14 protein-coding genes are annotated in these 17,103 nt (G+C 52.6%); 2 read left to right on the forward strand and 12 right to left on the reverse strand.

All coding sequences use genetic code 11. The features are described from left to right. Positions 1-93: 93 nt before the first annotated feature. From K7P76_RS14360 to niaP, 8 genes are all read right to left on the reverse strand, one after another. The gene (locus tag K7P76_RS14360; protein WP_232185999.1) at positions 94-537 is read right to left on the reverse strand and encodes a GatB/YqeY domain-containing protein; all 444 of its coding nucleotides are present in this window, start codon (positions 535-537) and stop codon (positions 94-96) included. Positions 538-552: 15 nt separating this feature from the next. Beyond that, entirely contained in the window at positions 553-726 is a 174-nt protein-coding gene (rpsU, locus tag K7P76_RS14365) for a 30S ribosomal protein S21 (protein ID WP_115990702.1), read from the reverse strand. Between the two features lie 146 nt (positions 727-872). Beyond that, positions 873-1,238 carry a histidine triad nucleotide-binding protein gene (locus K7P76_RS14370; RefSeq protein ID WP_232186000.1) on the reverse strand — a complete coding sequence of 122 codons (366 nt, stop codon included), beginning with the start codon at positions 1,236-1,238 and terminating at the stop codon, positions 873-875. Positions 1,239-1,363: 125 nt separating this feature from the next. Then, a complete protein-coding gene (locus K7P76_RS14375; protein ID WP_232186001.1) occupies positions 1,364-1,768 on the reverse strand; it encodes a hypothetical protein in 405 nt (134 codons plus the stop codon). A 90-nt stretch (positions 1,769-1,858) separates the two neighbouring features. Further along, the gene (locus K7P76_RS14380) at positions 1,859-2,467 is read right to left on the reverse strand and encodes a hypothetical protein (protein WP_232186002.1); all 609 of its coding nucleotides are present in this window, start codon (positions 2,465-2,467) and stop codon (positions 1,859-1,861) included. 26 nt (positions 2,468-2,493) lie between these two features. Continuing rightward, positions 2,494-6,429 (reverse strand): helicase-exonuclease AddAB subunit AddA, encoded by a 3,936-nt coding sequence (addA, locus tag K7P76_RS14385; RefSeq protein WP_232186003.1) that lies wholly within the window; start codon positions 6,427-6,429, stop codon positions 2,494-2,496. Beyond that, positions 6,426-9,962 carry a helicase-exonuclease AddAB subunit AddB gene (gene addB, locus K7P76_RS14390; RefSeq protein WP_232186004.1) on the reverse strand — a complete coding sequence of 1,179 codons (3,537 nt, stop codon included), beginning with the start codon at positions 9,960-9,962 and terminating at the stop codon, positions 6,426-6,428. The genes addA and addB overlap by 4 nt, the downstream gene beginning before the upstream one ends. A 127-nt stretch (positions 9,963-10,089) precedes the next feature. Further along, the gene (niaP, locus tag K7P76_RS14395; protein ID WP_232186005.1) at positions 10,090-11,304 is read right to left on the reverse strand and encodes an MFS transporter; all 1,215 of its coding nucleotides are present in this window, start codon (positions 11,302-11,304) and stop codon (positions 10,090-10,092) included. 499 nt (positions 11,305-11,803) lie between these two features. Here niaP and K7P76_RS14400 point away from each other — a divergent pair, with 499 nt between their 5' ends. Further along, a complete protein-coding gene (locus K7P76_RS14400; protein WP_232186006.1) occupies positions 11,804-12,730 on the forward strand; it encodes a transposase in 927 nt (308 codons plus the stop codon). 420 nt (positions 12,731-13,150) lie between these two features. Here the strand turns inward: K7P76_RS14400 and K7P76_RS14405 are convergent, their stop codons facing one another. Together K7P76_RS14405 and K7P76_RS14410 are read right to left on the reverse strand one after the other, a co-directional pair. Then, a complete protein-coding gene (locus K7P76_RS14405) occupies positions 13,151-13,372 on the reverse strand; it encodes a hypothetical protein (RefSeq protein WP_232186007.1) in 222 nt (73 codons plus the stop codon). A gap of 126 nt (positions 13,373-13,498) precedes the next feature. Next, the gene (locus tag K7P76_RS14410) at positions 13,499-14,890 is read right to left on the reverse strand and encodes a class I SAM-dependent rRNA methyltransferase (RefSeq protein ID WP_232186008.1); all 1,392 of its coding nucleotides are present in this window, start codon (positions 14,888-14,890) and stop codon (positions 13,499-13,501) included. A 69-nt stretch (positions 14,891-14,959) separates the two neighbouring features. On the opposite strand from K7P76_RS14410, the gene K7P76_RS14415 reads away from it, so the two are divergent. Beyond that, entirely contained in the window at positions 14,960-15,934 is a 975-nt protein-coding gene (locus K7P76_RS14415; protein WP_232186009.1) for a Na/Pi cotransporter family protein, read from the forward strand. Here the strand turns inward: K7P76_RS14415 and deoC are convergent. Both deoC and K7P76_RS14425 read right to left on the reverse strand, forming a co-directional pair. Continuing rightward, entirely contained in the window at positions 15,902-16,591 is a 690-nt protein-coding gene (deoC, locus tag K7P76_RS14420; RefSeq protein WP_232186010.1) for a deoxyribose-phosphate aldolase, read from the reverse strand. The genes K7P76_RS14415 and deoC overlap by 33 nt on opposite strands. Next, complete coding sequence (locus K7P76_RS14425) at positions 16,584-17,030, reverse strand: NUDIX hydrolase (protein WP_232186246.1); 447 nt, start codon at positions 17,028-17,030, stop codon at positions 16,584-16,586. Before K7P76_RS14425 ends, deoC begins: the two co-directional genes overlap by 8 nt. Positions 17,031-17,103 lie beyond the last annotated feature (73 nt).

Genomic DNA, 17,103 nt, shown 5'->3' on the forward strand with positions numbered 1-17,103 from the left:
GTTTCATACACTGGCAATCAACGAGCTTACATGAACTTTCTTGACAAAGCAAAAAGCACTCCGCATAGGGAGTGCCTGTCGTTCACATCGGAATTATTGCAGAGATTGTTGGACGATTGCGTTAACGAGCTTTCCGTCGGCAAGTCCCTTCACCTTGGGCATTAAGGCGCCCATCAATTTCCCCAGGTCGGCTTTAGAAGAAGCACCGGTTTCTTGCATGGTCTGTACAACAATGGCTTTGACTTCTTCTTCCGTCAGCTGGCGTGGAAGATATTCAGAGATGATCTCAATTTCTGCTTTAACGTTGCTTACGAGGTCTTCCCGTCCGCCTCTTTCGAAGTCGAGAAGGGAATCGCGTCGCTGCTTGAGTTCACGGCTCAATATATTAAGCGTATCGTTATCTTCAAGCGGGCGGCGCAGCTCGATTTCTTGGTTTTTGATCGATGCACGAACCATGCGAATAGTCTGAAGGCGAAATTTGTTTCCGTCCTTCATCGCTTGCTTCATGTCTTCGTTCAAACGTTCCGCGAGATTCATGAGTGCGGATTCCTCCTAGAACTTCCGTTTACGCGCGGCTTCGGATTTCAACTTCCGTTTAACGCTTGGTTTCTCGTAATGTTTACGTTTCTTCACTTCCGCGAGAACGCCGTCTTTGGCAATGGAACGCTTAAAGCGGCGGAGTGCAGCGTCGATTGTTTCATTTTTTCTTACTTTCGTTTCGGCCACCTGTTTTCCCTCCCTCCGCAACAGACCACAACACGGTTATCAAACTATATTATAGGTGATGAGGAAAGGGAGTGTCAACTTGAGTATGCCGGAAAATGACGATTAAATCGGCACTAAGTTTTTCCTCAGCTCATAATCCTGATGCTTTATTCCGAAACCGGCGAATTTTTGGGATTAAGGCCTGCCAACTTTTCCCCGCCGAGAATGTGCCAATGAATGTGAAACACGAGTTGCCCGGAGTCTTTCCCGCAATTATTGACGAGCCTGTACCCGTTATCGGCCAGCCCCGCTTCTCGCGCGACTTGCTGCGCTGCTAATAAAGTATGTCCCAATAAAGCCGCGTCATCCGCTTCGCAATCGTTCATCGTTGCGATATGTTTCTTCGGTATGACTAGCAAATGAACAGGCGCTTGAGGCTGGATATCATGGAATGCCACGACTTGTTCATCTTCGAATACTTTGCGTGCTGGAATCGTTCCCTGGACAATTTTGCAAAAAAGGCAATCCGACAATGGAAGCACCCCTTAGTGTCATTTGCTCCATCATAACTTATTCCCACACGCTTCGTCCAACCCGCGGTAAATACAAAAAAGCCCGCAGCAACGGCTGCAAGCTCCTTGATACACTTGTTTGTTGTTCACCAATAATAGGGCAATGTAGATAATGCGACCAACCCAGCCACGGGAAGCACCAGCCGATTGAATCGCCTTGGACGGAATGGGCTGAACGGAACAAACGGGCTGAACGGTTGAGAAAACGGTGTCGGGAAAAAGCCGCGCATATGATCGACGGAGCCTGGAACGGCGAGACATAACCATTCATCGTCCACATGCTCCACAATTCCGTCATAGCAATAGCCGTCGGCTGCTTGTACTTCCACGTAGCGGTGCATATGAGACTCGCAATGAGCTTTCGTTACTTTCTTAGCTGCTGAATTAGCTTGCGGTTTGTGCATGTTCTCAACTGCAGGTTGAACTACCGGGTAGTTTTCCTTTTTAGGCATATGATTCGCGGCCGGTTGAGTCAACTTTATTTTTTCCATGAGTATTCCCTCCTTGGGCGCCTTCACCATCAGAATATGCGTGTATGGGCGAATGGCTACTGTCGGGAGAAAAATAGGCTCACGATTCAATTAGAGTTTATTAGCCATGTTCTCTAGGCTCTTGCCTGCCTCAAGCGCTGGCTGGATCCATTCGCCCACCGTCACCATCTGGCGATAGCCGGCTTCTCCGGACGGGGGGCGGAATCTATTGAGCGCTTCTTTCATTTGCGCGGTTCCATCGCGTATGACGGTTAACGCTGCAATTTCCTGCTCCGTCAATGGACCATCCCTTTTGTCGACTGTCGCGATTATGCTTCCTTCCCCAATGATCGCGTTAATGGCTTGAACGATTGGTTTGGCTGCTTCTTCCTTCGATTGTCCCGAGCGAAGGTGTCTAGCCTCGACTAACAAACCAGAGGTCTCCCCAGAAGCGATGTCCGCTTGCCCTAACATCCTCACAGCCCCAAGACGTTCGACTTCTGTCTTGGCAGTCAGCAGTTTGTCCGCCCCATCGTGCAATTTCTCAGCGAAAATAAGAGCATAAACGTACTGCTCAGACAGCCTCTTCCCTTGATCGGTCGTGTGCGTCTGCTGCGTCAATAATAATTTCGAGTAAAAAATGATGATCAGCGTTAACAGCACCATAATGATAATGAGCAGCACGGGAACCGTATAAGACCGCTTTTTATTTTCCTGCATTACCCTTCCTCCTACACAACCGAGAATTAAATCAAGCGAACGTCTATGCCCCCGTCAAAAAAATAAACGTAAGCTTCCTTGACCGGAACTCCCATAATACTTTCAACCGCCTCGCTATATCTTTCCACCTGAAACCGATGCTTCTCCGCTGCTTCTTTTCCATCAGCGCCTTTAAGCACATCGGTCTTGTAATCTACGAGCACTAAACCGCCCTCTTCGGCGAACAAGCAATCGATTACCCCTTGAATGACAACTGTCTCGTCAGATGAGCGTTCAATGACTCCCGGATATACGTCTGCCGCTTGGATGCCGTAAGTAAAAGGCACTTCCCTCCATACTTGGGAAGCTTGGCATAAACGGGCATACAAGGAAGTTTGGCAGAAAGCCGCCAACTCACTGGCATTCACCCCTTGGCGCTGCTCCGCTGACAATATCCGCACTTCCACTAAACGGTCTAGCAAAGCATCGATTTGTTCAACCGTCGTTCCTTGCCGGATAGGCAAATGCTGCATGACCAAGTGAAAAGCCGTTCCCCGTTCGGCGGCCGTCAATTGCCGAGCCGTCATAAACCTTGGACGCCGCAGCCGAAAAGAAGCCGTAACGTGTGCCTGCGAATTATCGTCTTCGGTTGCCTCCCAGCCTTCAGCCGCATGACGCTCTTGCTGTTCATCGGACACCATATCGGACCTGTCTGATATTGAAAGTGCCTCCGTTGCATGGAGCCGGTTTTTCAGCGCGGTAATGGATGTTTTCGCCGCAACTTGGGCCGCAGCCGCATCCTTATACTCCCATGACAATATACGGGCTACTCGATCCGCGGTCTCGGAAGCAGCCGCTGATTCCATGCGCTCTCCGTTAAGGACAGCGTTCCACAGTTGACCTTCATCGGGCTTTATTTCTTTGACTTCGGAGGCTAGTCGGGTGTACGTGATGGACGGAACAATTCGGCATATCCATTTCCGCGACGGATCCGCTATTTCGCTCGCGAGCACGGCTGCCGGACCTAGCCAATCTAAATATTTGCCCGCGGCGGCCACCGAATAAGTCGGCAAACTCCCTTCGGTCATTGCCGCCGTTTCGCGCCATTGCTCCCACTGCTTGGCGGCATCCTTGCTCGTCCCGATCAAATAAAGCTTCTCTTTTGGCCGCGTGAGCGCGACGTATAATACACGCATTTCTTCCGCCAGCATCTCTGCTGCAAGCTTCCGCCGAATGGCGAGTTGAGGCAACGTCGGGTATGTAACCCGAGTATCCCGCTCTACCATTCGAGGGCCGAATCCGAGCTTCTTGTGTTTCAAGAAAGCGCCGTTCAAGTCTCTTCTGTTGAAATTGCGCCCTAACCCCGCGGCAAAAACAACCGGAAACTCCAGCCCTTTGCTTCGATGGATGGATACGATCCGCACTACGTTTTCGCTCTCGCCAAGCGCACGCGCCGCTCCCAAATCCGCCCCCGTATCCCGCATCCGTCCCAAAAACCGGAGAAACCGGAACAGTCCCCTGAATCGGGACGACCGCTCGTATTGGACGGCACGGTTGACGAGCGCGCGCAAGTTCGCTTGCCTCTGGCCGCCGCCTGGCAATCCGCCCGCATAATCGTAATAGCCGGTTTCGCGGTATAACATCCACAATAAATCCCCTAGCGGCTCTCTTCTCGCGAAGTCGCGCCAACCGTCAAGCTTACGAACGAAAGTTGCCAATGCCTCCGCTAGACCCTCATTATTTTTCGCCATTCGTTGTCCGGGGTCAGCGCTTTCTCCTGAAGTTGCGGCAGCGTTGACCGCTTCCCAGAACGAACCATTACGCTCGGCAAGACGAATTTGCGCCAGTTGCTCTGCCGTAAATCCCGCGATAGGAGACCGCAGAACCCCGGCTAATGGAATATCCTGATGCGGATTGTCGATGATGGCCAGCAAAGAAAGCATGATGTCCACTTCCGTCGCGGCAAAATAACCCGTGGCCAAATCCGCGTAAGCGGGAATGCCCGCGGCTTTCAGCTCATCAAGGAAAGCCGGAGCGAGCGCCGTCACGGCGCGTAATAGGATGACGATGTCCCTGTATTGAACCGGCCGATGCAGCTTGGCTTTGCCGTCGTATACGGCGAATGGGACTTGATCGTTCCCATCCGATCCCATCAGCCTGCGAATTTCGGTTGCGATGCATCTTGCCTCAAGCTGTGCCGCTTCCACGTCTTCGACGCCCTCGGCCATTCCTTCCGTAGGGGCGGTTCCATCCTCGCCTGCTTCCGCTCCTATGGAGTCCGCAGATTCTACTTCAGCTTGAGAATCCCCGTCCGATCTTGCCGCAGTATCCAGCAAAATCATTTCGACGGAATAGGGATTCGGTTCCCCCGCCTCCGGATAACCTTCCCCGTAGATCAGCTCAGCCCGGCCATCATAATTCATTTCGCCGACGGGCTCTCGCATGATCAGACGAAACACGTGATTGACCGCGTTTACGATTTCCCGGCGGCTGCGGAAGTTGCGCGCCAAATCGATTCGCAGCCCTTCTGCGTCGGTTGCGACATCTCCCGTTTCAGTTAGAGACGAGAAAGCTTCATAGGTTTTGTACTTATTTAGGAACAATCCGGGCTCTGCAAGCCTGAATCGGTATATGCTCTGTTTAACGTCGCCCACCATGAATACGTTGCCCGGCTCTTTCCTCGAGATGAGCGCGACGATCGCTTCCTGGACTTCGTTCGTATCTTGATATTCGTCCAAATAAATTTCCGCGAACCTTTCGCTGAAGTTTAAGGCGGCAAGAGAAGGTACGGCCTTCTCCGGCGTCGAGGAAGGATCCCGCAAAATACGCAGCGCGTAATGTTCCAAATCCCCGAAATCCAGAAGCCCCTTAGCTCTTTTGGCCAGTTCAAAGCGTTCGCCGAATTGAATGGCAAGCTCCGCTAATTGTTTCATAGCCGGAGCTAGGGCGTGGAGCTCGGCGGCATATTGCTCAGGGGAACGAATTAGCCATTCCTCTGACAACCGCACTGCCGCTTTCTTGGCTGTGTCTCTCAGTCCTTTGACGCGTTCGATGAGAGCGACGTCGTAATCATCGCCTTTGCAAGGCTTCAATCTTCCGAATGAAATGTCCGCGACCGCCGCTTGCCAATCTTCCCACGTTCCCGACCTGAAAGCTTCGGCAACCTTTTCCATACCATCGATATCCGCGAACAAGGTATCGATATAAGGCTCCGGACCGCCCGGCTCATGGGCGATTCGCAAAGCGCCGCGCAACAGATGCAGCGTGCCTTGAAGCAGCAGTACGGCGTCTTCCCGCAAGCTTCTGACCCACAGCGTATGCAGCAGCGTTTCCGCTTGCGCTTGCCGGAAATCTTCGGCCATCTGATGCAGCCAGTACTCCGGCCAAGGATGGCTTCCGGCGAATTCATGCAGCTCAAGGACGAGCCGGTGCAACGGCTCGTCGCTTCTTTCCCCGCCGAAGTGGTCGGCCAGCGATGCCAATACACCCGTTTCCCCTTCGCTCTCGTACCGTTCCTCGAACAGTTCGTCTAGCGTATCCATGCGAAGCAGCTCGGTTTCCGTTACGTTAGCCATGCGAAACCCGGGATCCAGCTCGATGAGCGGCGCGTAGCGTTCGACGATTTCCAGGCAGAACGAATGGAGCGTCGTAACGGACGCTCTTGGCAACAGCGCAATCTGACGGCGTAAATGCCTGGATTCCGGATTACTTTCCAAAGCTTCTTCCAGCGCGTGCCGAATTCTTTCCTTCATCTCGGCGGCGGCAGCTTTCGTGAACGTAGCCACGAGCATGGCATCGACGTCCAACGGCCGCTGCTCATCCGCGATTCTGGAAATGATTCTCTCGACGAGCACAGCGGTTTTGCCCGAACCGGCCGCCGCCGCAACGAGCAGATGGGAACCGTCGGCCGTTATAGCCGCCCACTGCTCGTCGGTCCAACGGCTATTTTCCGGCTTGGCGGGCCATTCTCTTGACTGCTTCAATGGGATTCCCCTCTCTGCGCATCGTCCTTGAGCCGTTGCCATAGTTCCTCCCGGCTTCCTGCCTTGCTTAAAGACTGATACGGATTTCCTTCCACTTGGCTGTCGAAATGGCAAACCGGACGGAAGTCGCAATACGTGCAAGGACTTCGTTTATCGAGCCGATAAGGGGTAATCGCAACGTCACCGTCGACAATCCGTTTGCCGATTCGGCGAATTTGCGAGCGTACGGATCCCCGAAGCACATCCCACTCGCTTTGGTTGGCCACTTGCGAACGGGCCGAGAAAGTTCCATCTTTCTTGAATTCAACGGGGATGACCGCAGACTTGCTTCCTTGGTTCAACGATTCATCCATCAGCTTAACGGATTCCCCATCGGACAGCAGCAAGCCTTGCATGCGATATTGGCGGAACAGCGCGTGTCGGGCTTCATCCTTGGGCATTCCGTTCGGCGTATTCAGCAGCGGATTTTGCACGTGAAAATAAAGCACGCCTGCCGGCTTGGCCGCTTGGCCGAGCCAGTGCGGGGCATGGGAAACGACGACGTCCAAGTAGGTGAGCATCTGCAACGATAAACCGTGCGCCACCTCGTCGAGCTTAAGCTTCATTGCACTAGACTTATAGTCCATGATGCGCAGGAGCAACCCCGAAGAAGTTTGCGCCGCGTCGACTCGGTCGATTTTACCGGCAATATCCATCCACCGCTCTCCATCCAACTGCAGAGACAACGCGGGAAGCAGCCCTTTCGGTCCGAAGCTCATTTCGAGCCCGACCGGCTTAAATGCCGATAAAGCGGCATGCTCGCCGAGGATGGCAGAAGCTTGCGTAACGATATCCCGCAACTTGCGCGCCATGACCTGATGCCGGTGGGAGGACAATAGGATTTGAGATTGAACGCGGGGCAATAACCTGTCCACCGCCGCAGCGGCTTCCAGCTGCCATCGCATAGCATCCAACCCCGCCGGCCCTTCGGCGAATAGTTTCTCGGTCGTCTGGCGCAAAGCCGCATGAAACAGCTGCCCGATGTCGGGGGAATCTACCCTGAACAATCTACGTTCTTGAAGCCGCAAGCCATGAACCGCGAAATGCTGGAACGGACAGGCGATGAACCGCTCCATCCGCGACACGCTAGCCAACAGCCGCTCTCCGTAAAGCAGACGGCTTGTCTCGGGAGTCAGCGGTTTCTCTTCGTTCGTATAATTCAAGGAAGAGATGAGGGAGAGCAGTCTCTCCTTCCAGTTATCTTGATCCCTGAGCCAGTTATAGACAGACCACCAGCCAACAGACAGAACTTCCCCTTGACGCCAACTGCGCAGTCTCGTCAGTAAATGGGTCAACGCTCTTCCGGGATGTGCCGCAAAATCAAGCTGTTCCTCTTCCGATTGCGTTTCCTGCGGCTCGGCAGCAACCATTCGAACAGGTATACCCGGGAACCTTTTCTTTAATTTCCCAATCCACTCCGATGGGAGCAAGCCCTGCCCTTCATCGTCAGCTAACGGATAGCTGATCCACAAATGACGGGAAGCCGTCGTTAAGGTCAAATAAGCCAAAAAAGACTCGTCAAGCAAACGACGGCGCGAGCCCGGAGCCATGGACAGTCCGGTAGCAGCTAATTGGTCTCGCTCCTCTTCTGCCAGCAATCCGTTCTCTGAGATGCGCATCGGCAATACGCCATCGTTTGCGCCAAGAAAATAAACGACTTGAATGCGATCCGAGCGTGTTCTTTCCGGACTGCCTATCAAAACGCTGTCGAGCGACGGCGGAACAGCGCCAAGCTTCAACTCTTCCAATCCGGAGTCGACCATGCCAGCGAACAAAAGAAGGTCCGGCGTCTGCTCCCCCATTAGCTCAACCAATTGGTCTAATAGGTTCATAACGCCATCCCACAATGGCCGATGGAATGCCATATGCCCCGGTTTACCGGCTGCGCCGTCTTCCAAACTCCATCTCTCAAGCGTATCCGCTGCACCCGTTTCCTCAAGAAAATAATAGAGACTCTCGCATAGCTCTCTGACGGTGCGAGCCGAATTCAACCTTTCTTCTAATGCTTTCATAGGAGTTAAAAGGGCATCGCGAACTTCGAACAAGCCTTTCATGACTTCGTCGGCATCGTTGGCGATTCCCTCTTCCTCCAAATCTCCCCGGTACAAAGGGAACCAAACTTGGTTTGCATGCCACCGCCAGCCATCGATTCCTGCCGCTAGAGCGTAATTTTCCAGCCGGTCGATTTCATCCCTCGTAACAGGCCTGTCCGGCGTTCCCAGCAAATCCGTCTTCGCGCAGCGAAACATGGCTTCCGCTTTCCAGCCTCCCGTTACGCACTCTAAAGCGGAGCGAATGAATTCCACGAATGGATGGTGGGAAACGGCAGCTTTACCGTCGAGATAGTAAGGAATGCCGTAATCGCCGAACACGGCTGCCAGCAAATCCGCATAGTCGTCCATCCTGCGAACGAACAGCGCCATATCGCGCCACCGACTGCCTTGCTCTCTAACGCGTCGCAGCATATCGCGGGCGACGGCTTCCGCCTCTGCCCGGCGATTAACCGCGGAGTGCATCGATAGACCGCACAAAGGATGATCCGGCTGCAAAACGCCTGGATCCCCGTCCCAGCGTTTCCTGTTTTTCCAATTATGCTCCATAAACGCGAGCATCGGACTATCTTTGTAACGAGGCGATACTTCTGAATTCAAGACGACAGCAGGCTCGATGTTAACGTTAGCCGTTTGAGCCGCTTCGCATAATTGGGCCGAAGTCTCAGCTGTCGGATGAAACACATCCAGTTCATCGGGTCTTTCTCCTGCTCCATAGGGCTGATCGACGCAAAGCGCGACCGTCACCCTGTCCGATCTCTTCAGCAGCGCTTCTATTACCGCATATTCGCTTGAAGTAAATCCGTGAAAACCGTCCAGCCATATTTCCGCTCCCTCCAGTATGGAGGATGTCGATGCGCCTTTGGTCAGCCAGCCGAGCATGTCTTCTCCGTCCAGCCAGCGACCGGTCAACTCCTGCTCCATCTCGGAGTATATGAGGGAGAGATCATGAAGCTTGTCCGCCATAAGAGAAGACTCCGGATGACGCTCCGCTTTCTTAGCCACGGTTTCCGCGTACTCGGCGAGCTTGGCGCTTTCGATGCCATACCTCTTCATTTCCGTGAGCAGCTCATTAATCCGGGTAATAAGACCGGATTCGGCCTTCCCTCCACGAAACAAACGCAGACTTTCCCTGCGCGCTTCCAGCACTTTATGTAAAAGCATCGCTTTACCATTATCGTGAATGGGAACGACCGCAGACCCGCCCGTTTCCTGCATCACCCTGAATGCGAGCCTGCGAAAGCTCAGCACTTGCGCGCGCAGGAAACCGCCCAAACCCGGCGTCGTGGCCATCGCGTATTCCGCTTGAAAGGTGGCCTGCTCCGGAACGAGCAATAGGAGAGGCGATCCTTGCGGATCCTGCTGCAGCCTCGTCCGTATTTCATCTAAACAAAATCGTGTCTTCCCGCTCCCAGAGCGCCCCGTTACGAGTCGAAGCGACATGACGTCCCCTCCATCCAGCTTCCAATTCCATCGTTAACCTACGGTACTCATTGTACCACAAGCGCCCGAAAGGAGCACAAGCGTTCGCCGAAGCTACCAAGGAGCTTAATAATAATTGCCGTATTCTTTAGATATCCGCATCCACGCCTTTCGTTTCTTTGCCAAAGAACAACAAAACAGTCGCCCCGATGACAATTGCAACGAAGAATACCGTAAAAATAGTGGAAACCCCATTCTCCTTGGCCACTAGAAAACCTACAAGGTATGGGCCAATAACGCCGCCAATCCGGCCGAAAGAAGCTGTAAGCCCTACGCCGGTCGATCGGACAGCAGTCGGGTACAATTCAGGCGTATATGCGTACATTGCTCCCCAAGCTCCAAGGTTAAAAAATGAAAGGCAAATACCGGCTGCCATAAGCATACCTTCCGTCTGGGCATTGCCGAACCATAACGCGCTTGCCGCCGTCAGCAGTAAATAAGTGACGAGCACGAACTTACGCCCGAATTTCTCGATAAAGTACGCGGCTGTAAAATATCCCGGCAACTGTGCCAGCGTCATGATCAGCACGTATTGAAAGCTTTTTACGAGGGTGAAGCCTTTGAGAACCATAACGGACGGAAGCCACAGAAACATGCCGTAATACGAAAAGACTACCGTGAACCATAAAATCCAGAGCGTAAGCGTGGATCTGCGATAGTTCGATGACCACACGGATACTGCTCTTTGTACCCATGATAACTTCCGGTTTCTCAATGCGGTATATTTATGGGAATCCGATATCGCTCGTCTGAGGTATAACGCATATAGAGCCGGCAATGCGCCGATGATAAAGGCTGCCCTCCAGCCATAATTAGGAATGACGAAATAGGCGATAAGCGCCGCGAGTATCCACCCGCTAGCCCAGAAGCTTTCGAGCAATACAACCGCTCTCCCTCTTTCTTTGACGGAAAACGATTCGGAGACTAGCGTTGAAGCGACCGGAAGCTCTCCTCCGAGGCCGAATCCGGTTATGAAACGCAAGGCGCATAACACAACAAAGCTGGTAGCCAGCGCGGATAGTCCGCTTGCCGCGGAGAAGATCAGCAGCGTAACAAGCAGCACCGCCCTGCGTCCGTACCGGTCGGCGAATAATCCGGCCACTGCGGCTCCCGCTGCCATTCCTAACGAATTGAGCGCTGTGAGCAGTCCAATCTGTTGTGCCTCTAGTTTCCATTCAACAGCAAGAGCAGCAACGATAAACGAGATGATTCCAACGTCCATAGCGTCGAACAGCCAGCTAAGCCCCGTGTTGAACAGCAATTTACGTTTCGTTGGATCATGTAGATAGGTCGCCTCACTCATGTCCAAGACTCCTTCTGACTTCCGCCTAGGTTCATACTATAAGCTTACCCAAACGGGGTGAATCCGACTTTGCTGGGCCTCATTAAGAAAAACAGGAGACTTTTGCTCCTGCCCTAACAATCGAACCCATGAACTCCCTTGTACCTCTGGGGGGCGACCGGTCCGACACTCTTGCACATGCCTGCGGTTTTCGCGAAAACGTACCTTTATCCCTTCGCATCAGAAGGAGAATTTGCACTACCGCAGCCTCCTCTACCTCCTTTCCGCGAAAACGTACCAACATCCCTTCCTATCAGGTGGAAAATAGGACTACCGCACGCTCACCTACCTCCTTTCAGCCAATCGTACCATCATCCCTTCCAATCAGGAGGAAAACCTTGTTCATGCTTCTGAAAACAAACCTGAAACGTTGAAATTTTACCCGATATCTCTTGAAAATAGAACGTATGTTTGGTATGATGGAAATAAGAACAAATGTTCTATTTCGGGAGGAAAGTCTATGTTTCCAGATCATCTGACCTTCGAGGCATTTTGCCAGCAGTTCAACTCTGAGCAGACTTGCGCCGAGGCGCTGTTCGAAGCCAGATGGCCGGACGGCTTCCGTTGCCCGACTTGTCGTCATCCTCACTTTTATCTTATCCAAACGCGCAGACTGCCTCTCTACGAATGCCGCTCCTGTCGCCATCAGACTTCTGTCATCGCCGGCACCATCATGGAAGGCAGCTCCACCCTGTTGACCCGCTGGTTCCAAGCGATGTTTCTCATCTCACGGCCTTCCGGCATCAGCGCCTCCCGCCTGTCCCAAGTGATTCAGGTCACCTATAAGACCGCGTGGCTCATCGCAAGAAAAATCCGCCATGCCCTGCAACAAGCCGATGAAGCCGACCCGCTCACGGGTGTTGTGCGAGTTGACCCTATCTCTTACGGTTATACGTATTATAGCGAGGCCCAGCAGCCGCTGTTGATCGGCGGATCCCTCGACGAGCGAGACGAGCCTCAGCAGGTCAAAATCAAACAACCGGATCCCAGCCATGTGAATAACGCGTTGAGGTGGATTGAAAAGCTTGGCGTCCAAGCGTTCGTAGACAATCATATAGATGGACAGGCTGTGACCGTTTTGGGGCGCGGCAAACTTCACCCTGCTTTGAACCCCATCAAGTGGAAGGTGACCGCGTGGCTGAACTTTACGTTTAATGGCATCGGGGCCAAACATTTGCAGGCTTATTTAGACGAGTTTTGTTTCCGATTGAACTTAAAACTCCGCCATGCCCCGGTTTTCGGCCAACTGCTCCATTGGTGCGCCGTGACGCCAACCTTGACTTACAAAGATCTGACCCGCAGCAAACCGGTTCTCACCGTTCCCTGGGTGGTCTGGGGAAGCAAAGCGAAGTGGAAAGGAAAATATCTCACCCTATGGAACGCTTGATGCTTGGGATGACTGCTTTTTGAGTTGTCGATAGACCGTTCCATTCCAATTCCAATTCACGAAACGGCAAACTTATGAATGATACCCGGGAATACGTTGATTGCAACTCCCACTCAAGTCTTGACATTCGAATATCCGCTGATTTCAACTCACTCTCAAATCCTAGCATTTGAATATCCGTTGATTGCAACTCACTTCTATCATGGCACTCGAATATCCGCTGATTTGCAACTTACTTCTGAGGCGAGGGGATAATGGCACCATTTCTCCGAAATGGGACGGAAATTTAGGTACCGGTTTTTTCCTACATTTCCCAGATTCGTGGATGTCTATAAACTTTCTGATCGTATACGTTTGAATTTAAAAAGACACATCCCCCCTGCCCGGGTTGATGTGTCCTTCTTCTTTTCTCCATACGACTCACGATATATTCATATACCATTTGCTGCCATCGTCGTATTTGAAAATTGCCGCGTCCGACCATAGTTCTATGTAGCTGACATGCTTCCAGCGGCGGCGAAATTCCAAGTCGTCTCTCATATCCTGCATCCGATTGTTAAAGCGGCTTCTGCTGCTAACGGCTTTTGCCCTGTTTTCCAACGGCACCGCTCGTTTACCGAACAAAATAACTTCATGTACCATTTCAATACCTCCCGTTCCCGTGCCTCTAAACTAAAGATAATCCAGAGGCGTTAGAAATGTTCCCGAAACGAGGTTAAATCATCCAACTTTTTGCTAACATTTTCTTAACAATTTGCCATGGGCATATTATAACTCTTTACGGCTTCTCACCTCGAAAATACCGAACTTCAAATAATGCCCTTCTTCGACGCCGGCAAGCTGGGGATGATCTTTTCCCGCCCCCCGCCACTCGATCCGTCTGATGATCTTGCTGGCGTCCTTGGCCGCTTCTTGGATCGTTTCCAGAAAAAGCTCCGGCCGGACATGGTACGAGCAGCTCGCCGTTACAAGATAGCCGCCTTCGTTCAACAACCTCATTGCCTGTAGATTGATATCCTTGTATCCCCGGATAGCTCCATCGACCGCCCGTTTCGTCTTGGCGAATGCCGGTGGATCGAGAATAATCACGTCCCAGGTTCTGCCCTCCGAAGCCAGCGGTTTGGATGTATCCACCTTGGCGCCGGATACCTTGGCGTTTGCCCTCAGTTGCCGCTCATCGCGTCCCGCTACATGCTGGCGTAAATATTCGAAAGCATCCGCGGCCACGAACTCCACCCGATCCATGAATCCGTTGATCTCAACGTTGTGGCGCGCCGTTTGCAAGGCATGCTCGGATATATCGAGACAGGTTACTTTCTTAGCTCCGTAATCGCAGGCATGCAATGTAAAACTGCCCGTATGGGCGAAACACTCCAGAACCGTCGCCCCGTCCCAATAAGGAAACATCACGATGCTGCCGTTCGTGTTCACCGGAACAAGCCCTTTGCCGCCTCCCTCCGATTCTCTCTCTTGAAGCTTGATTCCGCTCCGCGCTCCCCACCCCTTCATTAACGGCTTGATGGATGCCCGGTTTTCCCGTTGATCGAAGAAATAACCCGTTTTCTGACCGCCTTCGATATCAACCTGAACCATCAGTCCGTTTTCCACGATCTCCACGTGTCTTGGACATTCCCCGTATAGAATACCGGTTCTCTCCTCCAAGCCTTCCAACGTACGCACGCCGACATCGCTTCTCTCGTAAATGCCGCGCGGCTGAAACACATCTATTAGAGCCCGAAGCCAAGCTTCCTTCGACATTTCCATTCCAAGCGTAAGCACTTGAACGACGAGTATATCGTTAAACCGATCCACGACCAGACCTGGCAGGAAATCAGCTTCGCCGTAAACCAAACGACAAGAAACATCATCGCCTAGAAACCGGGAACGATGGGCCGACGCGCGCTCAAACCGTTTGCGGAAAAAATCCGCGTCCATACGCTCAAGCGCTCCGTACGCAACAATCCGAACCGTAATTTGCGAGGCCGGATTCCAATACCCCGTACCTAGCATTAGTCCGCGATGATCCCGTACCTCAACGAGCTGTCCCGGCAAGGCCTCCCCTTCAATTTTGGCGATTTCGTTCGCGTAAATCCACGGATGACCTTCCTCCAGGCGGGGTCGGCGACCTTTATTTAACCAAACCGATGCTTGCGTGCTCACTTTAAGCTCACTCCTTATTCATTCATAAACTTGTCCTGATTTTGCATAGTCTTAATGGGAGGTGCGATTATGATTTCCGGCTTCATTATTTCTTCCTTGCTAGGGTTCGCGCTGTTATTATCGGGAATGAAAGTGATGGAAACCTCCCTACAGCGCTGGGCTGGACGAAGGTTAGCCTATTGGGTGTCCCGATCGACCGCGACCCCGCTCCGGGGGTTTGCCGTCGGTACAGCCGCTTCCGCTCTATTGCAGAGCAGCACGGCCGTAACCGTTCTGACGATCGGCTTCGTGAATGCCGGATGGCTTTCTCTATCCCGAAGCTTCGGCATCATTCTAGGAACGAATGTCGGGACGTGCCTGACGACGGAACTGATGAGCCTGCAGCTTCATCGGTACGGACTCCTTATCCTTACGTTGGCCGCGATTGGATGGACGGTTACATTTATGCTCAATGAAATGAAAAATCCAACCGCTAATCCTAGTCGGGGTCTATCGCTTCGCTATGTATCTATGGCGTTAGGAGGATTCGGACTCCTTCTAATCGGCTTTAAATTACTTCAAGGAATGGGCCCTTCCTTACGGGAAAACGGTACTTTCGACGCTCTTATGCGCCATACGAACGACAATCTGATATGGGGAGTCGTCGGTGGAGCATTGCTTACCGCACTCATACATTCCAGCGCTGCGGTGATCGCCATGTGCATGGGACTCGCGGCTACGGGGGCAATAACGCCGGAAGCCGGCATCGCCATCGTTCTAGGCGCGAATATCGGCACCTGTTTCACCGGATTAGTAGCTTCTCTCTGCGGCGGGCCTGGGGGCCGGTTTGTCGCTTTGTCTCAGCTAACCCTTAATGCAAGCGGGGCGTTGCTTTTCTACCCCATGATAGGCCTTCTGCATACGACTGCAGCCCTTATCGCCCCCGGGGATCCTTCCGCGCAAATTGCTCATGCACAGACGCTGTTTAACGTAATTTGCTCCCTGCTCGCTTTACCGATTGCTTATTTATTATTAAACAAAACCTCTAACAATCGCAGTACCTGAGCTGCTGCCGATTCGATTCGCGCCGGCTTTTAGCAAAGCGATAGCCGAATCGGCATTTCGGATTCCGCCCGAAGCCTTAATTCCCATTGCAGCGGACACGCTGCTCCGGAGTAACCTTATGTCGGCTTCTGAAGCCCCGTTGCCTCCGAAGCCCGTAGACGTCTGGATGTAATCCGCTCCAGCCGCTTCGGCAATTTTACCTCCCGCGATCTTGATCTCGTCCGTTAATAACCCGGTTTCCAAAATGACCTTAACGAGTGCACCGCCCTGAACGGCTAGAACGACAGCGGCAATATCCCGCTCTACCGCTTCATTTTCCCCGTCTATCAGCTTTCCGATGGGAAGCACCATATCGATCTCAGACGCCCCGTCCTCCAAAGCTGCCGCCGCCTCGAAAGCTTTGGCTCTCGTTGCGTGCGCGCCTAAAGGAAACCCGACTACTGCGCTAACCTTGACGTTCGTTCCGCTTAGCTTTTCCCGGCACATGCGCACCCAGCCTCCGCTTACGCAGACGCTATGGAAAGCATGAGCCGACGCCTTCTCGCATAGGTTGGCGATATCTCTGGCACAGGCTTCGGCTTTGAGCATGGTGTAGTCAATGAAAGGAGCGAGCGATTGACCTGGCACCCACGTAGGATAACGAATGTCCTCAGGCAACAGGCTCCACCTCGATTCCGAGTTTCTCATAGGCCAAGCGAAGTACCTCATTGTTATTATCGTAACCGGAATCGCGTTGTAGATGCCAAGCTTCCGTAGGTTTATGCCAAGCAACACCCGTTATTTCCTCTACTTGAGCCTGAAGCTGACCTTCGCCGGCTTCGACGAGATAGTAATGTACTTCTTTCTGAACCGTACCCAGCTGCGCATGCTCATATAAGTATGTAATGATGTTCAGATGAGCGGTGATTTTCCCCTTAATGCCTGTTTCTTCTTCGATTTCCCGCAAAGCGGTTTGCTCCACCGATTCTCCCGGCTCCATTTTACCTTTGGCCAAAGTCATTCTTCCGAATCGATCTTCTATAAGTTGTATTTCTAGTTGCCCGTCACGCCTTCGATAAACGACGCCTCCAGCGGAAATTTCCGTCTTCATCCTGATGAGTTCCCCCTTTGTCCTATCTACGATAAAAAGACTTCATCCAAGGCGGGAAGCTTGCGCAGTCCTGCCTTGC

Origin of the sequence: Cohnella silvisoli (assembly GCF_021190915.1) — a bacterium.
Classification (GTDB): Bacteria; Bacillota; Bacilli; order Paenibacillales; family Paenibacillaceae; genus Cohnella; species Cohnella silvisoli.